Below are 18,987 nucleotides of genomic sequence, written 5' to 3'. Positions count from 1 at the left end.
CAAATAAAGAATACAAGGAGGGGCTTTAATGGAAAAATATATCGTTGCAGCCAAACCCGATGGATTTGGAGTGCGCTTATGCACATTGCTCAATGCAATGTATTTAAGCAAAAAGACACATTTGAGTTTTAAATTTCGCTGGGAAGTGCCTCGTATCCCACACAATACTACCCTAAAGGGTATTCTAACACCTTATGAAAATATACCAAGCAAAGAGAATCTCTTTCACCCTGATTTTATTGCCAACTACCACACTACACTTATTCCCTCAAGTGAGGATATGTCTATTCTTCATCACCAATCTTTGAGTAAATTTTGTTCTACTCCCTGCACTTATGTGTTTGGCTCTTATTCTGTGCAAGTTTTGCTTCATCATTATTGGAAAGACATAGACATCAAAGAATATTTTACAATTCTTAAAAGTTGTTGGGAAAGTGTGCGTTTCACACCTTATGTTGAGCGCATTATTGCCAAAGCAAAGGCAAAGGCTCTAAACCTTGGCTCTTTTGTTGCGGTGCATTTGAGAGCTGGAGATGTGATTTATAATCTCAAGCAAGATATTCATATCAACCCCTACACTTTTATGAAAAAGCCTCTATCGCCTTATTTAGCTTTAGAAATCATCAACGAACAAAGGCAAGCGGGACAAAAAGTGCTTCTTTTTAGTGATGATTTACCTACACTTCAAGCAATAAAAGCACAAAATGATAATTATTTTGCGATGAACGGGGGGGGGGCAGAACTCATTATTGCCGATGATATTATAGAGACACACTGGAACAATTTTGAACGCTCTTTTTTTGAGATGATTCTCATCTCTTGTGCGAAAACCTTGTATTCCTCTGGAGATTCTGCATTTTCGCGTCTGCCCATAATGATAAGCAATATGCCCCATATCTCGCTCTATGAGAGATTCTCTCTCGCGCAGCAATATCATATCTATCAAAAGTATCTACAAACCTATACCTTTCACCCCGCACAAGTTGCCTTTGCCTATTTACATTTGTGGCATCTCGCAGGATTATTACATCTTGGCTTGGAGCACCAAAAGCACTATATCGCTAAAGCTACTGCGTGTGAGTATGAAAATATGACTTATAAGATTTTGCTTTGCTCTACAATGCTTAAAATGAAAAAATATGGAGAGCTAGAAAAACTCTTATCACTTATTTTAGCGCAATGCAAAGAGAGTTTTTTACAAGAGCTCACAGCCTATCAAACATATCACTCATTCTTATATGCCTTTGCCTTGGAGGAATATTTCACACTTACGCACAACTTATCATTCTCTCAAATACCCTATGTTACTTATTTCAAATATGCTATTGTGAGTGTTTTACTAGAACTACCCTTAGAGCAAATCCAACAAATACAAAACTATAAAGCAATTTTAGCTTTTTTGGATTCTCAAAATATCACGCGATTTTGCTCTCACACTAAAGAGATAGAATCTTTCAATGAACTTACTTTGAAACTTCAAAGCAAATCCTTTGCCAAAAAAGTGCGCACTCTAAAAATGCGAATACACTTTGCATATATACGCAAACTCTGCTCTTTAAAGTATTGGATAGGGCGTTTTAAAGGATTAAAAAGAAGTCTTGCAAAAAGAGGACTGCTCTAATCCCTCACTTCGCAAAATAAACAAGTCTCACCCGAAACACTCCCATCAATAGGCTTATACACACAAAAAGTATAGCCCAAATCCAAATCTTCCAAAAAAGGCTTAATATCAAAAAAATCACTTGCTTGATGATAGATACTTATAAGCATTGCGGGTTTTTGCGTTTTGATTGTATGTAACGCACCTTGTAAAAATGGCATTTCAAAGCCCTCAATATCCACCTTGATAAAGCCCACTTCAAGATTATGCTCTTGGACAAAAGAATCTAAAGTCATCACTTCTACTTCCTCAAAATCTGTGTTGTTATAGATGACAACTGCGCTTGAGCCCGCACCATATTTTACGATTTTAATACGCTCAAAACTCGCTCCTAATGCCTTTTTAATCGGCACGATTCTCTGTGCGTTATTGAGCTTCAATGTTTGAAGCATTAAATCATAATTTTCACTCATTGCTTCAAAAGAATACACCTTTTTGTCAGTGTATTTTTGCAAAATAATTGCACTATCGCCAATAAATCCACCCACATCAATGATATTTTTATGAGCGATTCTCTCCCAATGTTTGATATTTTCTAACCCGTGATTATGCCAAAACACACCTGCTTCAAAATGATTGATGGGTAAAAAATAGCCATTGTAAAAATAAGAATTTTCAAAAGCAATAATATTGGGATAAAACTCTTTTTCTAGTGTCTCTAAAACGCGCTTTTCTTTTTTGCTAAGACGATGAATTTTTTTATTTTTGAGTAAAGAAGCGAATCTTAGTCGTGCCACAATCGTGCTGACACATTTTACACTTTGTTTGTCTAAATGAGCGCACAGCCTGTGAATCTTGCCCTCAATCTCACAGGAATTTAACGCTCGTGCTATATCTTGCGCCATAAGGTGAGAAGCATCAAGGGCATATTTGCTTTTATGCCCCCCCCCCCGAGAATCTTTCCTGATGACAACATCGCACTTGTGAGATAAAATCTCCACACAGGCACAATTCCGAATAAATACAGAGTTGCCACTGCCCCACTACTCGGATAAGAGATGACATAGCGCAAAATTAAAAAATTACAAAAATAATATCTATCCCTTATCAATCTCCGCATTTCATCAAATTTTTGTTTTCGTTTTACCATTTTATACATTTCCTCCCCATTTTCTCAAAAATAAGTGCAATCTTAACATAACTTGCCAAATACGCTTACGCTTAAATTTACCGCATAAACACAAAATTCTGCTCATCAAGTTCCTCAACACAAACATATCCCAAATCCTTTAAAATCCCAAAGACTTTTTGCTGATTGTGCTGCCAAATCTCTATCATAATCACAGGTTTATGTTGAGCAAAGAATGCCCCCCCCCCCCGATAACACTTCGCCTTCAAAACCCTCCACATCAATTTTGACAAAATCAATTTTATGAGCAAATGTGCCTAGATTCTCTAGCCTATCCAAACTTTCTATAATCAACTCTCCTGATGTATCGTTACAAATTTGTGTCGCTCCAATATTATCATTAAAACTTGCCTTGATACTGCCGCGCGATTGTTGCTCTCCTAAAGCAAGATGAAAAAGATTGCATTTATTGTCCAAGCCATTGAGCGCGATATTTTTACATAATAAATCATAAGTTTCCTTGATAGGCTCAAAGGCATAGATTCTCGCTGCCCCTCTCACCATAGCCCAATAAATGCTATGATTGCCAACATTTGCACCAATATCACAGATTGTCGCATTACTCGGAAGATATTTATCCACTCTTTGCAAAGAGGCAATATCATAAAAATCACTTGTGCGCAAAATAATGGATTGCAACCAATCATCTAACGCATAAGGCAGATAAAATTTGATTGTGCCGCATTGTTGATATTTCCTTTGCCATCGTGATTGCGGGGATTTGTCAAAAAAATGATTAAAAGAAAAAATTTTCTCTTGATTACTATGATAGTAGGTTTGATAAGTTATGGATTCCAAATTGGCTTCCATTCTATCAGTCCTATGCAATATTTCTCTGATTTTTCTACGCATTTTTCTAAAAAACATATCTCGCTCCTTTTTGATTAACTTTGCGCTTTCATCGCTGCTTTTTATAAAAATAAAAATCCGCAAACGAAGTGTGATTGGGATTTTTCTCATCAAATGGATATGTGTTAGGGATAAACTTATACAACTCCCACTCCTTAGCATTTGCCTCTATCCACGCACTGAATTTTCTATGTTTGACGTGAAAGGCAAGAAACTCATCTTTGTTTGAGGAATAAATGCCTACAAATTTGCGAGAGTGTGCAAAAAGATTCTTCATATATTCATCAAAGACTTCATCTTGAATGAGATGATAAATCACATCTAAAGATAAAGTAAGCTCCGCGCTAAAATCGGGGTGAGTAGCTAAAAATTCATCAACCAAATAAAATGCTTTTGTACTATCTGCGCTAAATTTTGCGCTTGTATGCGTTAATGCGCTCTTACTCACATCAAGCCCGATATAGCGCGGATACTGCGCTAGTGAGAGCTGATTCCCATCGCCACAGCCAAACTCTAATACACTTTGCACTTGCTCCTCCTTGACAAATTCATTCAACACCTTCGCCTTAAAAGCTGCGAGATTATTATAACTTCCTGCTCCAGAAGCACCTATATTATACCCCCCCCCCCCCCGAAGAGTATTATGGGTTGCATTGAAATCCTTATAGCGATTTTCCCAATATTCACTAGAATCAAATTTCATCTTTTGTCTAAGTGCAGGGTAAGATTCTAAGATATTTTGCAAGACTTTATCATTGATTCCACCTTTGGCATTTTCTATCCATAATGCTCCACATTTTTTAAAATCCACATAGCTCACAAATTCTGTATAGTTTTCTTCCACAACATTGATTTTTGTCTCCTTAAGCAATGCCATAGCCCAAAACCAAATATCATCTTGGTGGGGGGCGAAGCGCAAAAACTGCTGTTGCTCTAAAACATCTTTATGCAAACAATGCGGCGGATACAAAACCCCACCAAGTCCCGTAAAGAAAATTAAAAACGAAGGTGAAGTTTGCGTATGAGCAATACAAGATTCCCATTGCATATAAGGTAACAATCTGCCTTGCTCATCAAAAGACACTCTATGCGCGCGGTGGCAATGGATATATTGGGGATTCTCCACATAGGCAGCATAAAGCTTAGCTAACCAATCCTTAGGATACATCGCATCATCATCACAAGTTACGATAATCGCCTCGGGGTAAAGCTGTAAGCTCGGAATGAGCTTTTTGTAGGATTTGATATTATCTTCGCACCATTGTATCTCCACGCCGTGAGGCATAAATCTCAACACGCTTTGGGGCAAATCCTGCTCTTTGTTTGGAAATTCCTCCACAGAGAGCCAAAGCACGATTTTGTGCGGCTGGTGCGTTTGCGTCAAAAGTGAAAAAAGTGTGTAGTGCAGAGTTGGGATTCTAAGAGGATACGAAGTGAGAGAAACTATGAGCACACGCCCCCCCCCCGATACTTGATTCTATGCCGATATGATGTGGCACAACGCCTATGTGTTTAGAATCCAAAAATGCGCGGATTGTAGAATCTAGGCGACTTTTGGTCAGTGCATTTGTGCATTTTGACTTAAATCTTGCTATTCTTTTTTTGATTGATTTTAAAAATCCCATTATGAAGTCCTTTATTTTGATATTGTCATTATACAAAATTTTGATGATTTACTAAGCCCTTTTTATGCAGCTTTTTATAGAGAAACTTATAGAGGGCAAAGTAGATTCTATATTTCCATTTAACTTTTGCAAATGCGAGAGATTGCAGTTGTTCTTTGTGCTCTTGGTAGAGTTGTTCTAGGCACTTGCATTGTACCACTCTTTGTTCAAGCGGCGAGCTGCCCCCCCCCCCGATAATTAATTCAAGCGGACTATACTCCCTATAAGCCCTACGAGAGAAAAGAAGCATTTGTAAATATGCCTTATCCCAATACAAATACATATCTTTATAAAATGTTGCTCCGATGAGTGCGCGCTCTTGCAGATTCAAAGAAGTCCAAATCCCGCTAGAGACTATGCGATAGACAGAATCTAACTCCCCGCTATAATAGGATTTGCCCTTTTGCAAATGGATAAAATTACGAAAACTATCGCCCCGATAAGAGATTTCACTCTCTTTGCTTACATTTTTGAGCTGCTCTGGCAGGGCATTTTGAAAAATCACATTTCTATAAATCACGCTGGAGGTATGCCCAAACAGATATTTGCCATTTAAAAACTCATCAAAAGTGTATTCACAAGATGGGGTATCGTGTTTAAAATAAAAATCTGGACGCTCACCTTGTGCGTGTTCATCAATCTCATACTTATAGGCAGTATTGCCAAAATACGCGCAAAAATCTGTGTGGGATTCTAAAAAATCTAATGCCTTTTGAATCTTAAACTTATCTGTCCAAAAATCATCAGGGTCTAGCACACAAAAATAATCACTTTTCAAATCCGCATACACACGCACAATATTTTTAAAAAGCTTTTGATTACTTTGTGAAGTGAGAATCTTAATCTTGTGAGGATTACGCGCTTGATACTCTTGGGCTATCTCTAGGCTCTTATCAGTTGAGCAATCATCAGCGATGATAATCTCATAAGGATAGCTGCTCTCTTGCATAAGAATAGAATCTAACGCTTCCTTGATATACGCCTCCCTATTATAAGTTGGCATAATAATGCTTAGTCTCACTTCACTCCCAGACATATTTATACTCCTCATAAAGTGCTAGTAGCCTTTGTTTGTCAATGTTTGACTTCACTTTAAACTCTGCTAAAGTATCGCAAGTATCCACAAAATCCACAAACTCTAGGATTTGATGATAAAAGGCGCGGTTATTAAAATCGTGCATAAGAATCCTCGTGTCCTTAGAACAATGCAGCACACTCTGCAAAAGACAAGCCACGCGAAATCTCCCATCAATAAATATCACATCAAAATCTTTGTGATTTTCAAATACTTGCGCAGAATACTGCGGAAAAAGCGATGTTTTGCTCATATCTTGTGGCACGCCCCATTCTCCTGTGCGCCCAATATTTACCGATATAAACTCCAAGCGTTTGTGCCTAATCGCTTCATTTATCACTTGCCAACTCTTCAAATGCTCTATCCACGCCCTATCAGATTCCACGCTGAATACGCGCACTTGCGAGAATAGAATCGCCAAAAAGGTAGAACCACCTGAACCAAACTCCAAATATGCCCCCCCCCCGCACTTATAAGTGCGTTGCACACATACACTTGCTCATTCTCCGATAATTGTAATGGGTAGTGTTGTGGGTTTAAGCTTTGTTTATCTGCTGCTATTTTTTTGGCATTTTTTGCCTCTTTCACCTTTTGCTTTATTTGCCTCACACTTGATTTCAAGCCCTTAAACATTGTCTCTCCCTTAACCTTTGCTAACTGCCAACTTTTGTGTGAATCATAAACAAATCTAGCTTAAAATTAAGATATAATGCTTGATTTGCTATGAGACAGGGGGGGGGGGGGAACACAATGGAAAGAGCAAATTGTTTTATTATCAATACATCTTTCCAGCTTATCAATGCCCTAGAAGCAAGACAGAGATTCCCCTCTCCAATCAATATTTTAATTCTGCATATCAATAATGATAATATGAACAAACAAGTGCGGAGATACTTAAGTCCAAAAGATTGGGATTATATTTTTGATTGCTTAGCGTATCAAAAAGGCACTGGAACGAGATATGCTAAAGTATTACGATTTATAAAAACTCACTTTAATATTGCGCATCTTTTTATAACACTTCATAATAATTTCAATCAACAAATCGCCTTTTCCTATCTCCGCCCAAATAAGCTTTTTCTCATAGATGATGGGGTTGCTACCATTACCTATCAAAATTTATACATTGCGCAAGGAAAAACAAAATATGACACTCTGCTTTTTAGAATCAAAACATACATAAAACTTCTATTACGAGGTATTTATTGTGCATTCCCTCAAAATTGGCATAAACATACCAACTTATTTACAAGTTATCATTTTCTAAAACCCTTGAATAACCAAGAAATATCCTATCATTCTTTTGAATATCTCTTAAGTCATTATGAACAGCCCACTTGCGCAGCTCTATCATATATATATATATATATATATATATATTATTGGACAACCCGCTGGAGATTTATGCAAAAACCAAAAAGACTTTGAAGCACTTTTTGATAAAATCAAATCATTATATGCTCAAAATAATTGCCGCCTTATCTACATCGCCCATAAACGCGATTCAAAAGCTTTCTTAGAATACCTCGCTCAATGCGGTTGGGAGATAAAAGAATTAGATGAAATTATAGAAATTCATCTTTTAACCCTAGAGCAAAAACCTATCAAAGTAGTCAGTTTTCTCTCATCTGCACTTTTTAATATTGCCAAGATTATGCCAAATATTCCCCTAGAAGCGATAGATATTCGCCCATTAGTTAAAGATGAATTAACAAAAGATGTGGAGATAATTTATGAGCTTTTGCAGGAACAGGGCATTTCGCTCATTACTCTCTAAACACACTCACACAAACAAATAAATACAAAATTAAATAAAATTAATGTAAAATGCCTTATTTTCAAAAGGAATAGTATGCGCAAACACAGCAAAACTCTAAAGATTCTCGAAGAACAAGGCATTTGTGCTACTTTAAAATACCAATTTTTTAAACGATGTGCAAAATTTTTAGCGCCTTTTCTCTACAAGCGCAACCACGCACTGCCTCCAAATTATCGCTTTTATTTTATCACTTATCACGCCACAGGACATAATGCGATGACGAACTTCTTAAAGTATTGCAATATCTCGCTCAATGTTCAGTTTTTAGAAAGCGGTTTTGAGCGGTATAAAAGCAATTATGTAAGATTAAGCACAAAGCCAACTTATGCAGCCCTTGCGCTGTGCGAATACAACTTCAAAGACTTTACCAAATACACAAGCACACTAGATTCTAAAGTCCCGGCACTTATTTTGGTGCGCGACCCGATTTCTATCCTCAAATCTGGTATCAATTTTGCCCAACCGCAGCAAGATAAGCAACTAATGGGGGGGGGGGCAGAATAAACTTATCGCCTCTTTGCAATATGGTGCTTACAATCCCCACACACAAGAATCTTACTTCTCACACTCTCCCTGCCTTGATAAAATAGAATCCTATATCGCTAAAGCACAAAAGCAAGATGAATTTCATTCGTGGTTTATTCTTAATGAACTGCTCACATCTTTGCCACATATCACGCAAAAGCACTATGTGGATATGAGCGAAATTACTAAAGACAGAGCTTTTGAGACGATGAAAAGGCTAAGCCACATTTTTGGCTTTGAAACACCTAAAGAGGTGGATAAACATCTCTTTGAGGAGCAAGCCTATGCGCATTTGTATTTTATTTTGCCTTTGCACCTTTGTCTTGTGCTGCAAGATTGCCAAATCACCCTTACGCTTGCAAAAAATGCAAAAGACATAGACATTACCGATAAAATAATGCCACCCTCCTATCAAAACAATCCCGACTTGGAAAATTGCAAAGTCTATGTCAAAACGCATAAAGAAGTGCAAATGATTCAATCACATTTTGAGATGATTCAGCGCGAGCTTATAGCGACACTAGAGGCACTTTTGCACATCGTGGTAACCAAAAAACAACAAGCCTTAAGCGAAAAGGATATTTTAGAGTATTTTGCTTCACACCCACAAATAGCAAAGAATTTTAAAGCTCTTTGTGATAAGGACTTGCAGGATTTAAAGCGTGAGAGAGCAGACATTATAGAATCTTGGACACATTATCAGGCTTTTGAATCCTTATGTGAAAAACTGCCTTAAATCACTTAACCCACCGAGCGTTGCTTTTGCCCACGCTTGTAAAATGACACTATACCCTATTATTCTGAAGCATTAGTAGAAGAATCTAAGTCTCACTCATCAGGAGCGAAAAATTGTGCTACACCTTTTTTATCCATTTGCATCCTGCGTTTATAGGCGTCATAATCTTTAATACTATGTCCAATATCAAGCACACGATAGCCTAGCTTAAACATCTCATAGCCCAAAGCCTTACCCGCAGGACCGAGTGCAAAAAGAAGCACATAGTCCTTGCTAAAGTTAAGAATCTGTCTCCTTAATGTGCCTATACCCTCGTAAGCGTGTTTAGTCGCTCCATAGAGATAGGCAATGTCTTTACACTCCTCAAAAATACTATATTGCGCATTTGCCAACACCTTATCTCCGCAAATCACTAAGATTTTTTTACCTATAAAAAGTTGTTTGAGTAGCGCATAGTGTCGCTCAAAATCGTATTCTTTATATCCTGCATAAACTTGACTTATATCTGTCGCACCATACACTTTATGAGGCACAAGGTATTTTTTGATGATATGATAATTCTCTGCTACCCAAGTGTATCTAAACCACGGGGAACGCGAATTTTCAGTAGGTGCGTGAAACAAGCTATAACCTAAGCCAATGAGCAGATTTTCATCTTGTGAAGTGATGATTTCTTGCAGAGTTTGAGCAAGATTTTTATCATATTTTTGGAATCCTATGCTACCTCCCTCCATTAAGATATATTCCCCATCACCAAAGCGAATAAAGCTTTTTTGAGAATCTAATAAAATCTGCAAAGTCTCAAAATTATCTTTGACAATCGGCGGGGTAATCGTGTCAAAATCATTTTTGATTTCATCTCTTAACATCTCTGCAAAATTATAAAAATAATCCGATGTGGGAGCAGATTTGAATAAATCGTGCAATTTATTATCTATTTCTTTGAGGTTATATCGCCACAAATAGCGGAGATTGCGAATAAAAGTCCTAAGAGAGTATTTCATAATGCCACCTCTCTTGCCGCTTCTATTTTAATCCAATCTGCACAAATTATCTCATCGTTACCAAGTAGCCAAGGGGTGGGGGCGATGATGATTTTTTGGGGATTACTGATGAGATAAGCTGCCCACCACGAATAAGTGCTGTTTGCCACAATGCCGTGTTGGCAATGCGCCATAAGCGTTAAGTCCTCATAATGATTATCTGCGGTAATATTTTCAGTCGTCATATCCACAAAGGGATAGCCCAAATCAAGATTTCGTGCAAACTCTCTATCTGCACAAAAGAGGAAAAATTGAGGATTATTTATCTTGCTTGCAATGGTAGCCACTGCTTTTTTATAATAGCTTAAATCCACCTGCCACGAATGTGTGCAATAATCACCGCGTCTGATGTGGATAAAAACGCTGTTTTGAGCTTGGCAAATGCGCTCTAATTTATGCTTATTTATTTCGCTTTTAATGGGGGGGGGGGCATAACACTTCCTTTATATGCGAAGCAATCTCTTTAAAATAAAGTGGATTTTGGAAGAATCCAACAAAATATGCAAAAGGATTTGGCTTTAAATATTGTGCTTTGTATTCAAAAGCAAAGCTTCTAGCGACTCTAGGATACCCTACTCTCTTTAAAATACTTCTCATAATCTTTGGCTTAGATTCAAAAGAGTTGAATTTTTCCTTGAGTGCGCTAATTTGCTCCTGTGTCGCATAGGGTAAATCAATGTTAAAAAGCCCCAAACTAAAGGGGATAGAATGCTTTTTGCCCTCTACTTCAAACCAAGTTTTATCAAGCAAAATGGGCATTTGCAAATGATGCTCCAAGCTCTTAGCAAAAGCATATTGAAACATCTGATTACCTAAGCCACAGGTAAGTTCCACGATTTTGTATTGCATTTTCACTCCTTGTAATTAAACTTATCCCCTAAAAGCATTCACAGATTCTATAACTACACTCACTTGCTCTTCACTCATTACAGGGCTTATGGGCAAGGATAGCACTTCTTTGTGAATGCGCTCGGTAATAGGCAGGCTCAAATGATTATACTGCTTGTAGGCTTGCTGCTTATGTGGCGGGATAGGATAATGGATAAGCGTTTGGATTCCACTTTGCCTCAAATGCTCTTGCAAACGCTCCCTTTGCGCACTACGCACGACAAACAAATGCCACACGTGCGATTCTTCACTGACGCATTGAGGCAGGATAACGTGCTCATTGTAGATATGCTCTCTATACATTCTCGCAATCTCCTGCCGCCGCTTATTATCCTCATCAAGGGCTTTAAGCTTTATGCGCAAAAACGCCACTTGGATTTCATCAAGCCTAGAATTAAGCCCTGCATAGAGATTTTCATACTTGATATGTGAGCCATAATTCCCTAGTGCGCGGACTTTTTGTATGAGAGCCTCATCATTGCTCACCACACAACCACCATCGCCTAATGCCCCTAGATTCTTGCCCGGAAAAAATGAGAATCCACTCACATCACCCAAACTCCCTACTCTTTTGCTTTGATATATCGCGCCGTGCGCTTGTGCGGAATCCTCTATAATTTTGAGATGATATTTTTGCGCTAACTCCCACACTTTCTGCATATCCACTGCCTGTCCATACAAATGCACGACAAGAATCGCTTTGGTTTTTGGTGTAATGTGCGATTCTATGAGATTAACATCAATATTATAAGTCTCTAAATTTGGCTCTACAAGCACAGGTGTGCAGAGGTTATCAGTGATTGCTAAAATTGAGGCAATATAGGTGTTTGCAGGGACAATAATCTCATCGCCTGCGCCAAATCCTAGTGCTTTGATAGCAAGTCGCAAAGCATCTAAACCATTCGCACAACCCACGCAATGCTTCACCCCACAATACGCGCTAAATTCGCGTTCAAAAGCTTTATTTTGCTCACCCAAGACATACCAACCACTTTGCAACACTTCAGAAAATGCGGATTCTAACTCCGCACTAAATCTTTCATTAATGGCTTTAACATCAAGAAATGGCACCATTTGCGCTCCTTTTTATCCCAAACTTTTCAAGCACTCGCACTATCTTTCTCCTTAAATAAGCCTTGATTAAGCGGCGCATTTGCTTTGAGCTGGGAGATAACAGGGGGGGGGCAGAATATACTAGAGGTGCAACCTGCACACTTTCACCCCAATTCACACACATTACATTCTCTACTTCTTTAAAAATATTGCGATAGCGAGGCGTAATCAGCAAGGGATTATAGGGAGAGAGAATCTTCGCACACCCTCCCATTCCTCCGTGCGAACCAATGATATTGCGACACTGACTTAAAAGATATAAATCCAAATAGCCTTGACTTGGATTATTGACATCACAGATTCTATAAGTTTTGCCCTTTAATAGTGGGACAATCTGTTCTTTTGTATAAGCTAAATCATCGCTAAAGAGATAAAAGCTACTTTGCGAGTGTAAAAGGCACATTAGCTCTATGCTTTTGGCAAAATATTCATTGCTCGTAGGATTGCCATAAGCAATATGGGGCTGGGATAAGTCCCCTCGTCTGATATGAATACCACAGGGGGCTGGAGAAGATTCTATCTCGTGGAGTAATGTAGCAAAAGGAGTGTTGCGCTCACTTAGTTCTTGTGGTTTAAAATGCTCTTGCAAAAGCTTAGCATAACGTGTATCAAACACTCTGCCTAAATATCCTCCGATATAAAGTGGGGCTTGACGCATAATCACATCATTATCATCAATAAAATAATACTCACTATAATGCGCTACTTCTTCTTTGCTTGCGATTTTTAGAGACAAGGCAGGAAAGGCTTTGGGAATATCAAAATTCACATCATAGACTTTATCATAGCTCTTGCTTGGATTAAAAAATCCTGTGCCAAAGTCCTCAAACCAACTTAAATCATATTTGACTTTTACACCCTTTTGTTCAAAGGCTAAACCAAGCGTGATAAAGGCAATTTGACTTGCTATCCCGCCATCTACTCTAATAATGACTAAATCGTCTTTCATCGCTGTCCTTTGCATTTTACTTCTTGCATTTTATCCCTTTATAATAAACACAATCAAAAGGATACAAAGCACAAGGGCAAAAGTAAGAGTAGCGTTAAAAAGCTTTTTGTATTTTTGATATTTGCGCCAATTTTTATAATGTGTTCCATCACAAGATTCTATAAGCTTGAGATAATCCTTAAACTCAAAGTTATAAAGTTGTTTAAGCTTCTGTGCGCCCTCTTTGCTTGCATAAGAAGTCATAATCTGATGATAACCCCACATTCTATTCAACTCCACAGGTGAGAGGAGTGCCATTCTCCCTAAGAAATATTCTAAAGCTGACACATTAGGGGCGATATTGAGCGTCTCAATTTCCTTAGCAAAGACATTTTGGAGCAATTCCTCTGCTCTAGTGATATTTTTAAGCTCTAAGAAAGTATCCATTAGCTTAGATTTCTCCATATCTTCACGTTTAAAGGTATTTTCTGTGAGTGCGCTAATATTACTCCCTCTTGGGTCAAAACGATAAAGCACAAGGATTTGCGGAAGAAGCACGACCCCCCCCCTCAAAAGTAATTTAATGTGCATTTGCACATCTTGGAAATTGCACATTGCTCTATCTAGTGGATAGAGAATTTGCACAAAATCTGTCCTCCTTAGAGCCATACCCGGCGAAGTCAGAGCATTACCTATCATAAATAAATGATACAAAAGCTCCTCCCTGCTTCTTTGCCTTACTTCAAGGATTCCTAACTTTTGATTATCCTTGTCTATTTTCATTAATCGTGGATAAATTGCTTTTGCATTAGGATTTTGCTCTAGGGCTTGATACAAGATTTCTAGCGCATTTGGCTCTAATATATCATCGGTGGCTAAAAATACAAGATATTCTCCACTTGCGTTTTCAAAAGCCGTATTCAAGCTTGCATTAATGCCTTGATTATATGGGTGTTGGACAAGTTTAATACGCGTATCTTTATATTTTAAAATCTCCTGCACATTGTTATCAGTGGAGCAATCATCTACAATGATACATTCAAAATCGCTAAAAGTCTGGCTCAAGATAGATTCTATATAGAATCCAACAAACTTCTCGTGATTAAAACTCGGAGCTAAGATAGAGATTTTAGGAAACATTCATACCCATTTTTGTTCTATAAAATAAAAAAGGAATTATACAGAAAAATTATAAATTTCTAACCTTTGACTTTGAGTATCACGCTAACTTCCCCACAATCGCCCAAAAGTGCGTGTTCTCCCAGCGATTTGCTTCTTTGGGATAAATATCACACACTTCTATGATTTCAAATCCTAAGTCTTTTAAAATTTGCTTTTCTCTCTCAATATAACGATATTGCGAGTAGTATTCTCTTTTTTGCTCCTGCGAATAACCCGAAACATTAATCGTCTCCTTTATGCCAAATTGATTTTTAATGATAAACAACCCCCCCCCTTGAGGTTTTAAAAATTGCTGATATTTTTGATATAACTCTTGCGCTTCTTGCTCATTCACATAGTGCATCACGCCAAACGCACTCACAATGTCAAACTTCTCTTGCGTGTTAAAGCTAAATAAATCCTCATTAATAATTGTGATTTTCTCATTTTTTGCAATAAATTTTGTAAATTCTTGATAAAAATCCACACAAACAATCTTTTCAACATACGGATAGATTTTATTCACAATCAGCCCACTGCCCGAACCTAAATCCAAAATATGCGATTTCTCATTAGCATATTTTAAAATAAATTTCGCATCAAGTTCTGAAAAATCTGTATTATTTGCAAGCTTTACAGAATCTTCTCTCGCCTCTTTGCTTAAAGCCCCGAAAAACTCCAATGCCTTTTCATTCATTCCACACCTCTTTTAAAATCAAATCTTTCAATACTTCTAAAGAACAAATATCGCACGCATTGTAATAATCCACACGAATATCTGTGCAACCAAGTAGGATTATATCCCCCCCCCCCGATAACAAATGCTCACGCACTTGTTTAAAGATATTTTTAGGACGCTCTAGGGATTTGGCGTTGTCAAAACGATGAATATTTTTGATATTGCAAATCCCTTGTGTAACTCTTTTTTGAAACTCTGCGTTTGGATAGATGATTTTCACCTTTGGGCAGAGTTTTTCAAAATACCGCTCATACACTCTACCCTTTAAACAACCATCACTTGCGATTAGTCCCACAGATTTTGCTCCGCTCTGCTTGACTTTAAGCACTGCAGATTCTATGAGGTTAAGAAACTTCACTTTTGGCAGTGCTTTGCTTATGGCATCAAAACTATAATGCGCAGTATTGCAACACATACAGAGCGTTTGTGCGCCAAAATCTTGCAATCTTTTGCCTACCTCAATATAATCTTGTGTGAAGTCCTCTCCTCTGCCCTCCAAATAAAGGCTTCTTGATGGAGCTTGGGTCGCTTGAAAGGTAAGGATTTGTGGGTGATGTGCATCTCTAAATGCTCCTTTTTTAGTCAGCTCAATTTCTAGGAGTTCGTTGAGTTTGTTAGTCGCTGCGACTCCTGCTCCACCGATGATTCCAATTATTTTTGTTCTCTTTGCTTCCATTGCCTCATTTCCTCGCTACTTAGCTGAATACCCGCTTTGACAAAGCGATTTTTATCCACGATACAATAATGGCATTCCTCTTTGTATTCATTACGAGTTCTAAAGAATCTTCTAAATTCTTGCTCATAAACTAAGCCCCCCCCCCCCGATAGATTCTTGCCTCCACGCTCGGACATTGACTTTAGAAATTCCATTATAATCGCTTTGATTTGCGCGCATATCCTCTCCATAGATTTCATTAATCGCGCGGATTTTTCCACAAGTGTAAAGAAACCCATCGGCAAAAGTGAGGCAATATTTCTCATCGCAATCCCTATAATTTGCCTTTGCTCTCTCCACACTCACGCGCTTTTGATGGACATTGCCATAATCAAACCATTGCCCATTTCCATACATAAATTCATATTTATTATAGGCAATGTTGTGTTGCTCTAGGACATTGATGAGCTTTTCGCGCTTCTGCGGTATGCAATCATAGTTTGAAATCGTAATTTGCACATTGGGATTGTCTTTTAACACTTGGAGTAGCTCCTCTTTTGGCACGATACTTCCATTGGTTGTAAGACTAATGCGCGGAATCTTATATTGTGCAAGGTTGGCGATGATTTGAGCTACATTGGGGTGGGTGAAAAGCTCCCCACCTTGAATCTGCAAGGATTTGATTTCGCAATAATTTGCAAGAAACGCAAAATCTGCCAAAATCTCTTGGACATTAAACGATTCTTGTTTCATATAAGGGATAAGGTTGCAGCAATTTTTGCAATGCAAACTGCACTTTGTCCCACACCAAAAGACAAAAAAATCAATTTTTATAGGCTTTGGCTTTTTAAGCCCATTATCCTCTAAATAATGTCTAATTTCCTTGCCTTTAGACTTTAGTTTGTGTTTAAAGTTGTTTAGCTTTGTCATCACTCACTCCTTTTGTAAGATACACATATAAGATTCTGTCTCTATTTGCTCATTTTCAAGTTTTTCTATCGCCTTGTGTATGATTTTCTCTTGCACGATTTTAAAGCCTACTTTTTCAAAAAGTGCCAAATATTTCGCACGACTTCGCGCCACCATCCAATAATTTCTATTGGCATAAAAATAAAAGTCCTCTGCACTAGAGTTGGTATTATCTTTATAAATCATATACCCCCCCCCCCCCCGAAGAGCAGTGTGGAGTTTGGAGAAAATCTCCTCTGCCTCTTGCCATTTAAAAACATAGGATAAAACTCCCATTAAAGCAATGCAATCATAAGTTTGCTCTCCTTTTAAGCTACTTGCATCGCCTTGCGCAAAAGTGATATTGCTAATGTGTGGAAAATCTCTTGCGTGGATTTCTTTTGCACCTTCAATTAAAGCAGGAGAGTAATCATACGCTCTAACTTCCTTGACAAAAGGTGCAAACATAAAGCTCCATTCGCCATTAGCACAACCCATATCTAGCAAACAATCGCTCTTTTTGAGCTTGGGGAGGAAAGCGGATTCTATAAATGCCTTTTGCTCCTTAAATCGTGCAGGAATAACACTTTGAAGATTCCAAAATTTGCTTGTGAGATAAAATAAAGGTGTTTTTTGGGAATTTTGCCTTATCACTGCACAGATTGCCTGATATGAAGTGCTAAACACGCCCCTATCGTTATTCCATTGTTGCAAGTCTTTGGCGTATTCTTGTGGAATTGCTACCTTGAAAGGCTTAGTAAGATGCCTTTTGAATTCGTCTTTGAGTTTTCTTAGAAATTTCATTTGTTTCTCCATTGTTTTAAGATGAAATGTGCGTTTTGATAGTCATCATAGGTATCTATATCTACTGCACGCACTTTTATGCCTCTAAGGGGCAGATAAGTTTCTAGTTGATTATAGACATTACTTGAAGTGTATTTGACATTTGACTTTTTCAAGCAGCAAGGTCCTGTCCATTCATAATCGCCATTTTTACGCGAAAAAGATTCCACTTCACCCGCGCTATTAACATTCACAAACACCGGCTCACTAGAGCTTATATCTGTGTAGGCTATCCATTCTCCACTTTGCTTTAAGAGCATTTGCATATCTTGGGGATTCACCAGCAAATCGCCATCGTATTCTATGACAAATTCATTCGCGTCTTTTGCCCCTAGATAGAAGCTTGTGCCTGTTTTGGTTTCAAAATAATTATGATTATAGATAAAAATCACATCTTTTCTGTATTTCAAAACTTCCTCCATTACCAAAGAGGCTTGAAATCCAACGACAATGCGCACATCTTCTACTTCTTTAAAAAGTTCTAATTGCCACGCAATTAAGGATTTACCCTCTAAATTTATCAAAGCTTTTGTGGAGTTTAGCCCAAGCCTAGAGCCAATCCCCGCACAGCTTATAACAACTGATAAAGCAGTCTGCATAATGCCTCCTCGCTAAAAATTGCATAATCTGCAATGGATAACACGCCCGGTGAAGGCTTATGCGTCAAGCCTGAAGCAATAGAAACATCTGCTAATCTCATTGCTTCTACATCGTTATTGCCATCACCTATGAAAATCACTTTTTGCCCTTGTGCTTGGTAAGCTTTGACAATGGATTCTTTTTTAAGAATATGGGTGAGTTTGAGAACATTATTATCTTGCAAGATTCCACTAGAGCTGAAAGTCTCACACCCTACCTTTGCTACAAGTTTGCTAATCCAACATTCTAAGTTCCCTGTGGCTATACAGCATTGATTGCTATGCGCTTGGATAAAGGCATTTAAATTTTCATAAATTTCTATTTGCTCTAGTAATCTTGCGATTTTATCCACAGGCAATTTGCCCAAAATCCCCACACGAGAGATAAAAGACTCTATAAAAGGAATATTGCCTGCAATCGTTTCTTGCGTGAGATTATCAATCTGTGCTTGGACATTAAAGGCTTGGGCGATTTTGGGTAGGGTTTCCTCTTTAGTTAATGTCCCATCTAAGTCAAAGATAAATTGTTTCATTGACTTTGTCCTTGCAGCAGAACCTTTAGCTTCTCAATGCA

Annotated in this window: 26 protein-coding genes; 4 read left to right on the top strand and 22 right to left on the bottom strand. The window is 38.0% G+C overall.

Features of this window, described 5'->3' with window-relative positions:
* Positions 1-28: 28 nt before the first annotated feature.
* Complete coding sequence (locus OQH61_RS02015; protein ID WP_266025574.1) at positions 29-1,621, top strand: hypothetical protein; 1,593 nt, start codon at positions 29-31, stop codon at positions 1,619-1,621.
* Here OQH61_RS02015 and OQH61_RS02010 read toward each other — a convergent pair.
* The 9 genes from OQH61_RS02010 to OQH61_RS01970 all read right to left on the bottom strand — a co-directional run bounded on the left by OQH61_RS02010 (position 1,618) and on the right by OQH61_RS01970 (position 7,010).
* Positions 1,618-2,505: an FkbM family methyltransferase gene (locus OQH61_RS02010; RefSeq protein ID WP_266025572.1), complete on the bottom strand. Its 888-nt coding sequence runs from the start codon at positions 2,503-2,505 to the stop codon at positions 1,618-1,620. The two genes, OQH61_RS02015 and OQH61_RS02010, sit on opposite strands and share 4 nt — an antisense overlap.
* Entirely contained in the window at positions 2,490-2,750 is a 261-nt protein-coding gene (locus OQH61_RS02005) for a hypothetical protein (protein ID WP_266025569.1), read from the bottom strand. Before OQH61_RS02005 ends, OQH61_RS02010 begins: the two co-directional genes overlap by 16 nt.
* Before the next feature lie 77 nt (positions 2,751-2,827).
* Positions 2,828-2,998, bottom strand: coding sequence for a hypothetical protein (locus OQH61_RS02000; RefSeq protein WP_266025568.1), 171 nt, complete (start codon positions 2,996-2,998; stop codon positions 2,828-2,830).
* Positions 2,949-3,656, bottom strand: coding sequence for an FkbM family methyltransferase (locus OQH61_RS01995; RefSeq protein ID WP_266025567.1), 708 nt, complete (start codon positions 3,654-3,656; stop codon positions 2,949-2,951). Before OQH61_RS01995 ends, OQH61_RS02000 begins: the two co-directional genes overlap by 50 nt.
* Positions 3,657-3,687: 31 nt before the next feature.
* Positions 3,688-5,091, bottom strand: coding sequence for a class I SAM-dependent methyltransferase (locus OQH61_RS01990; protein WP_266025566.1), 1,404 nt, complete (start codon positions 5,089-5,091; stop codon positions 3,688-3,690).
* Positions 5,057-5,263: a hypothetical protein gene (locus tag OQH61_RS01985; protein WP_266025565.1), complete on the bottom strand. Its 207-nt coding sequence runs from the start codon at positions 5,261-5,263 to the stop codon at positions 5,057-5,059. Before OQH61_RS01985 ends, OQH61_RS01990 begins: the two co-directional genes overlap by 35 nt.
* 28 nt (positions 5,264-5,291) lie before the next feature.
* A complete protein-coding gene (locus OQH61_RS01980) occupies positions 5,292-6,338 on the bottom strand; it encodes a glycosyltransferase family 2 protein (protein WP_266025564.1) in 1,047 nt (348 codons plus the stop codon).
* Positions 6,325-6,828 carry a hypothetical protein gene (locus tag OQH61_RS01975; RefSeq protein ID WP_266025563.1) on the bottom strand — a complete coding sequence of 168 codons (504 nt, stop codon included), beginning with the start codon at positions 6,826-6,828 and terminating at the stop codon, positions 6,325-6,327. The genes OQH61_RS01980 and OQH61_RS01975 overlap by 14 nt, the downstream gene beginning before the upstream one ends.
* Entirely contained in the window at positions 6,738-7,010 is a 273-nt protein-coding gene (locus tag OQH61_RS01970; RefSeq protein WP_266025561.1) for a hypothetical protein, read from the bottom strand. Before OQH61_RS01970 ends, OQH61_RS01975 begins: the two co-directional genes overlap by 91 nt.
* A 691-nt stretch (positions 7,011-7,701) precedes the next feature.
* On the opposite strand from OQH61_RS01970, the gene OQH61_RS01965 reads away from it, so the two are divergent.
* The 3 genes from OQH61_RS01965 to OQH61_RS01955 all read left to right on the top strand — a co-directional run bounded on the left by OQH61_RS01965 (position 7,702) and on the right by OQH61_RS01955 (position 9,457).
* Positions 7,702-8,154 (top strand): hypothetical protein, encoded by a 453-nt coding sequence (locus OQH61_RS01965; RefSeq protein ID WP_266025560.1) that lies wholly within the window; start codon positions 7,702-7,704, stop codon positions 8,152-8,154.
* A 75-nt stretch (positions 8,155-8,229) separates the two neighbouring features.
* Positions 8,230-8,700 (top strand): hypothetical protein, encoded by a 471-nt coding sequence (locus tag OQH61_RS01960; RefSeq protein ID WP_266025559.1) that lies wholly within the window; start codon positions 8,230-8,232, stop codon positions 8,698-8,700.
* A 13-nt stretch (positions 8,701-8,713) separates the two neighbouring features.
* Positions 8,714-9,457, top strand: a complete 744-nt coding sequence (locus OQH61_RS01955; RefSeq protein WP_266025558.1) for a DUF2972 domain-containing protein — start codon at positions 8,714-8,716, stop codon at positions 9,455-9,457.
* A 92-nt stretch (positions 9,458-9,549) separates the two neighbouring features.
* Here the strand turns inward: OQH61_RS01955 and OQH61_RS01950 are convergent, their stop codons facing one another.
* The 13 genes from OQH61_RS01950 to OQH61_RS01890 all read right to left on the bottom strand — a co-directional run bounded on the left by OQH61_RS01950 (position 9,550) and on the right by OQH61_RS01890 (position 18,946).
* Positions 9,550-10,461, bottom strand: a complete 912-nt coding sequence (locus OQH61_RS01950; RefSeq protein ID WP_266025557.1) for a GT-D fold domain-containing glycosyltransferase — start codon at positions 10,459-10,461, stop codon at positions 9,550-9,552.
* Entirely contained in the window at positions 10,458-10,883 is a 426-nt protein-coding gene (locus tag OQH61_RS01945) for an alpha-1,2-fucosyltransferase (protein WP_266025892.1), read from the bottom strand. The genes OQH61_RS01950 and OQH61_RS01945 overlap by 4 nt, the downstream gene beginning before the upstream one ends.
* A gap of 31 nt (positions 10,884-10,914) precedes the next feature.
* Positions 10,915-11,349, bottom strand: coding sequence for an alpha-1,2-fucosyltransferase (locus tag OQH61_RS01940; protein ID WP_266025556.1), 435 nt, complete (start codon positions 11,347-11,349; stop codon positions 10,915-10,917).
* Between the two features lie 21 nt (positions 11,350-11,370).
* Complete coding sequence (locus OQH61_RS01935; RefSeq protein WP_266025555.1) at positions 11,371-12,462, bottom strand: DegT/DnrJ/EryC1/StrS family aminotransferase; 1,092 nt, start codon at positions 12,460-12,462, stop codon at positions 11,371-11,373.
* Complete coding sequence (locus tag OQH61_RS01930; protein WP_266025554.1) at positions 12,446-13,450, bottom strand: alpha-1,2-fucosyltransferase; 1,005 nt, start codon at positions 13,448-13,450, stop codon at positions 12,446-12,448. The genes OQH61_RS01935 and OQH61_RS01930 overlap by 17 nt, the downstream gene beginning before the upstream one ends.
* Positions 13,451-13,480: 30 nt before the next feature.
* Positions 13,481-14,569 carry a glycosyltransferase family 2 protein gene (locus OQH61_RS01925; RefSeq protein WP_266025553.1) on the bottom strand — a complete coding sequence of 363 codons (1,089 nt, stop codon included), beginning with the start codon at positions 14,567-14,569 and terminating at the stop codon, positions 13,481-13,483.
* A 79-nt stretch (positions 14,570-14,648) separates the two neighbouring features.
* Positions 14,649-15,287: a class I SAM-dependent methyltransferase gene (locus OQH61_RS01920; RefSeq protein WP_266025552.1), complete on the bottom strand. Its 639-nt coding sequence runs from the start codon at positions 15,285-15,287 to the stop codon at positions 14,649-14,651.
* The gene (locus tag OQH61_RS01915; protein ID WP_266025551.1) at positions 15,280-16,005 is read right to left on the bottom strand and encodes an aspartate/glutamate racemase family protein; all 726 of its coding nucleotides are present in this window, start codon (positions 16,003-16,005) and stop codon (positions 15,280-15,282) included. The genes OQH61_RS01920 and OQH61_RS01915 overlap by 8 nt, the downstream gene beginning before the upstream one ends.
* A complete protein-coding gene (locus tag OQH61_RS01910; RefSeq protein WP_266025550.1) occupies positions 15,981-16,181 on the bottom strand; it encodes a hypothetical protein in 201 nt (66 codons plus the stop codon). The genes OQH61_RS01915 and OQH61_RS01910 overlap by 25 nt, the downstream gene beginning before the upstream one ends.
* Positions 16,129-16,914, bottom strand: coding sequence for a radical SAM protein (locus OQH61_RS01905; protein ID WP_266025549.1), 786 nt, complete (start codon positions 16,912-16,914; stop codon positions 16,129-16,131). The genes OQH61_RS01910 and OQH61_RS01905 overlap by 53 nt, the downstream gene beginning before the upstream one ends.
* Before the next feature lie 3 nt (positions 16,915-16,917).
* Positions 16,918-17,736, bottom strand: coding sequence for a class I SAM-dependent methyltransferase (locus OQH61_RS01900; RefSeq protein ID WP_266025548.1), 819 nt, complete (start codon positions 17,734-17,736; stop codon positions 16,918-16,920).
* A complete protein-coding gene (locus tag OQH61_RS01895) occupies positions 17,733-18,374 on the bottom strand; it encodes an NTP transferase domain-containing protein (RefSeq protein WP_266025547.1) in 642 nt (213 codons plus the stop codon). Before OQH61_RS01895 ends, OQH61_RS01900 begins: the two co-directional genes overlap by 4 nt.
* Positions 18,347-18,946 (bottom strand): HAD-IB family phosphatase, encoded by a 600-nt coding sequence (locus tag OQH61_RS01890; protein ID WP_266025546.1) that lies wholly within the window; start codon positions 18,944-18,946, stop codon positions 18,347-18,349. Before OQH61_RS01890 ends, OQH61_RS01895 begins: the two co-directional genes overlap by 28 nt.
* Positions 18,947-18,987 lie beyond the last annotated feature (41 nt).

The organism is Helicobacter sp. MIT 21-1697 (genome assembly GCF_026241255.1).
Lineage (GTDB): Bacteria > Campylobacterota > Campylobacteria > Campylobacterales > Helicobacteraceae > Helicobacter_C.
This window is presented reverse-complemented; position numbering and strand designations above follow the sequence as displayed.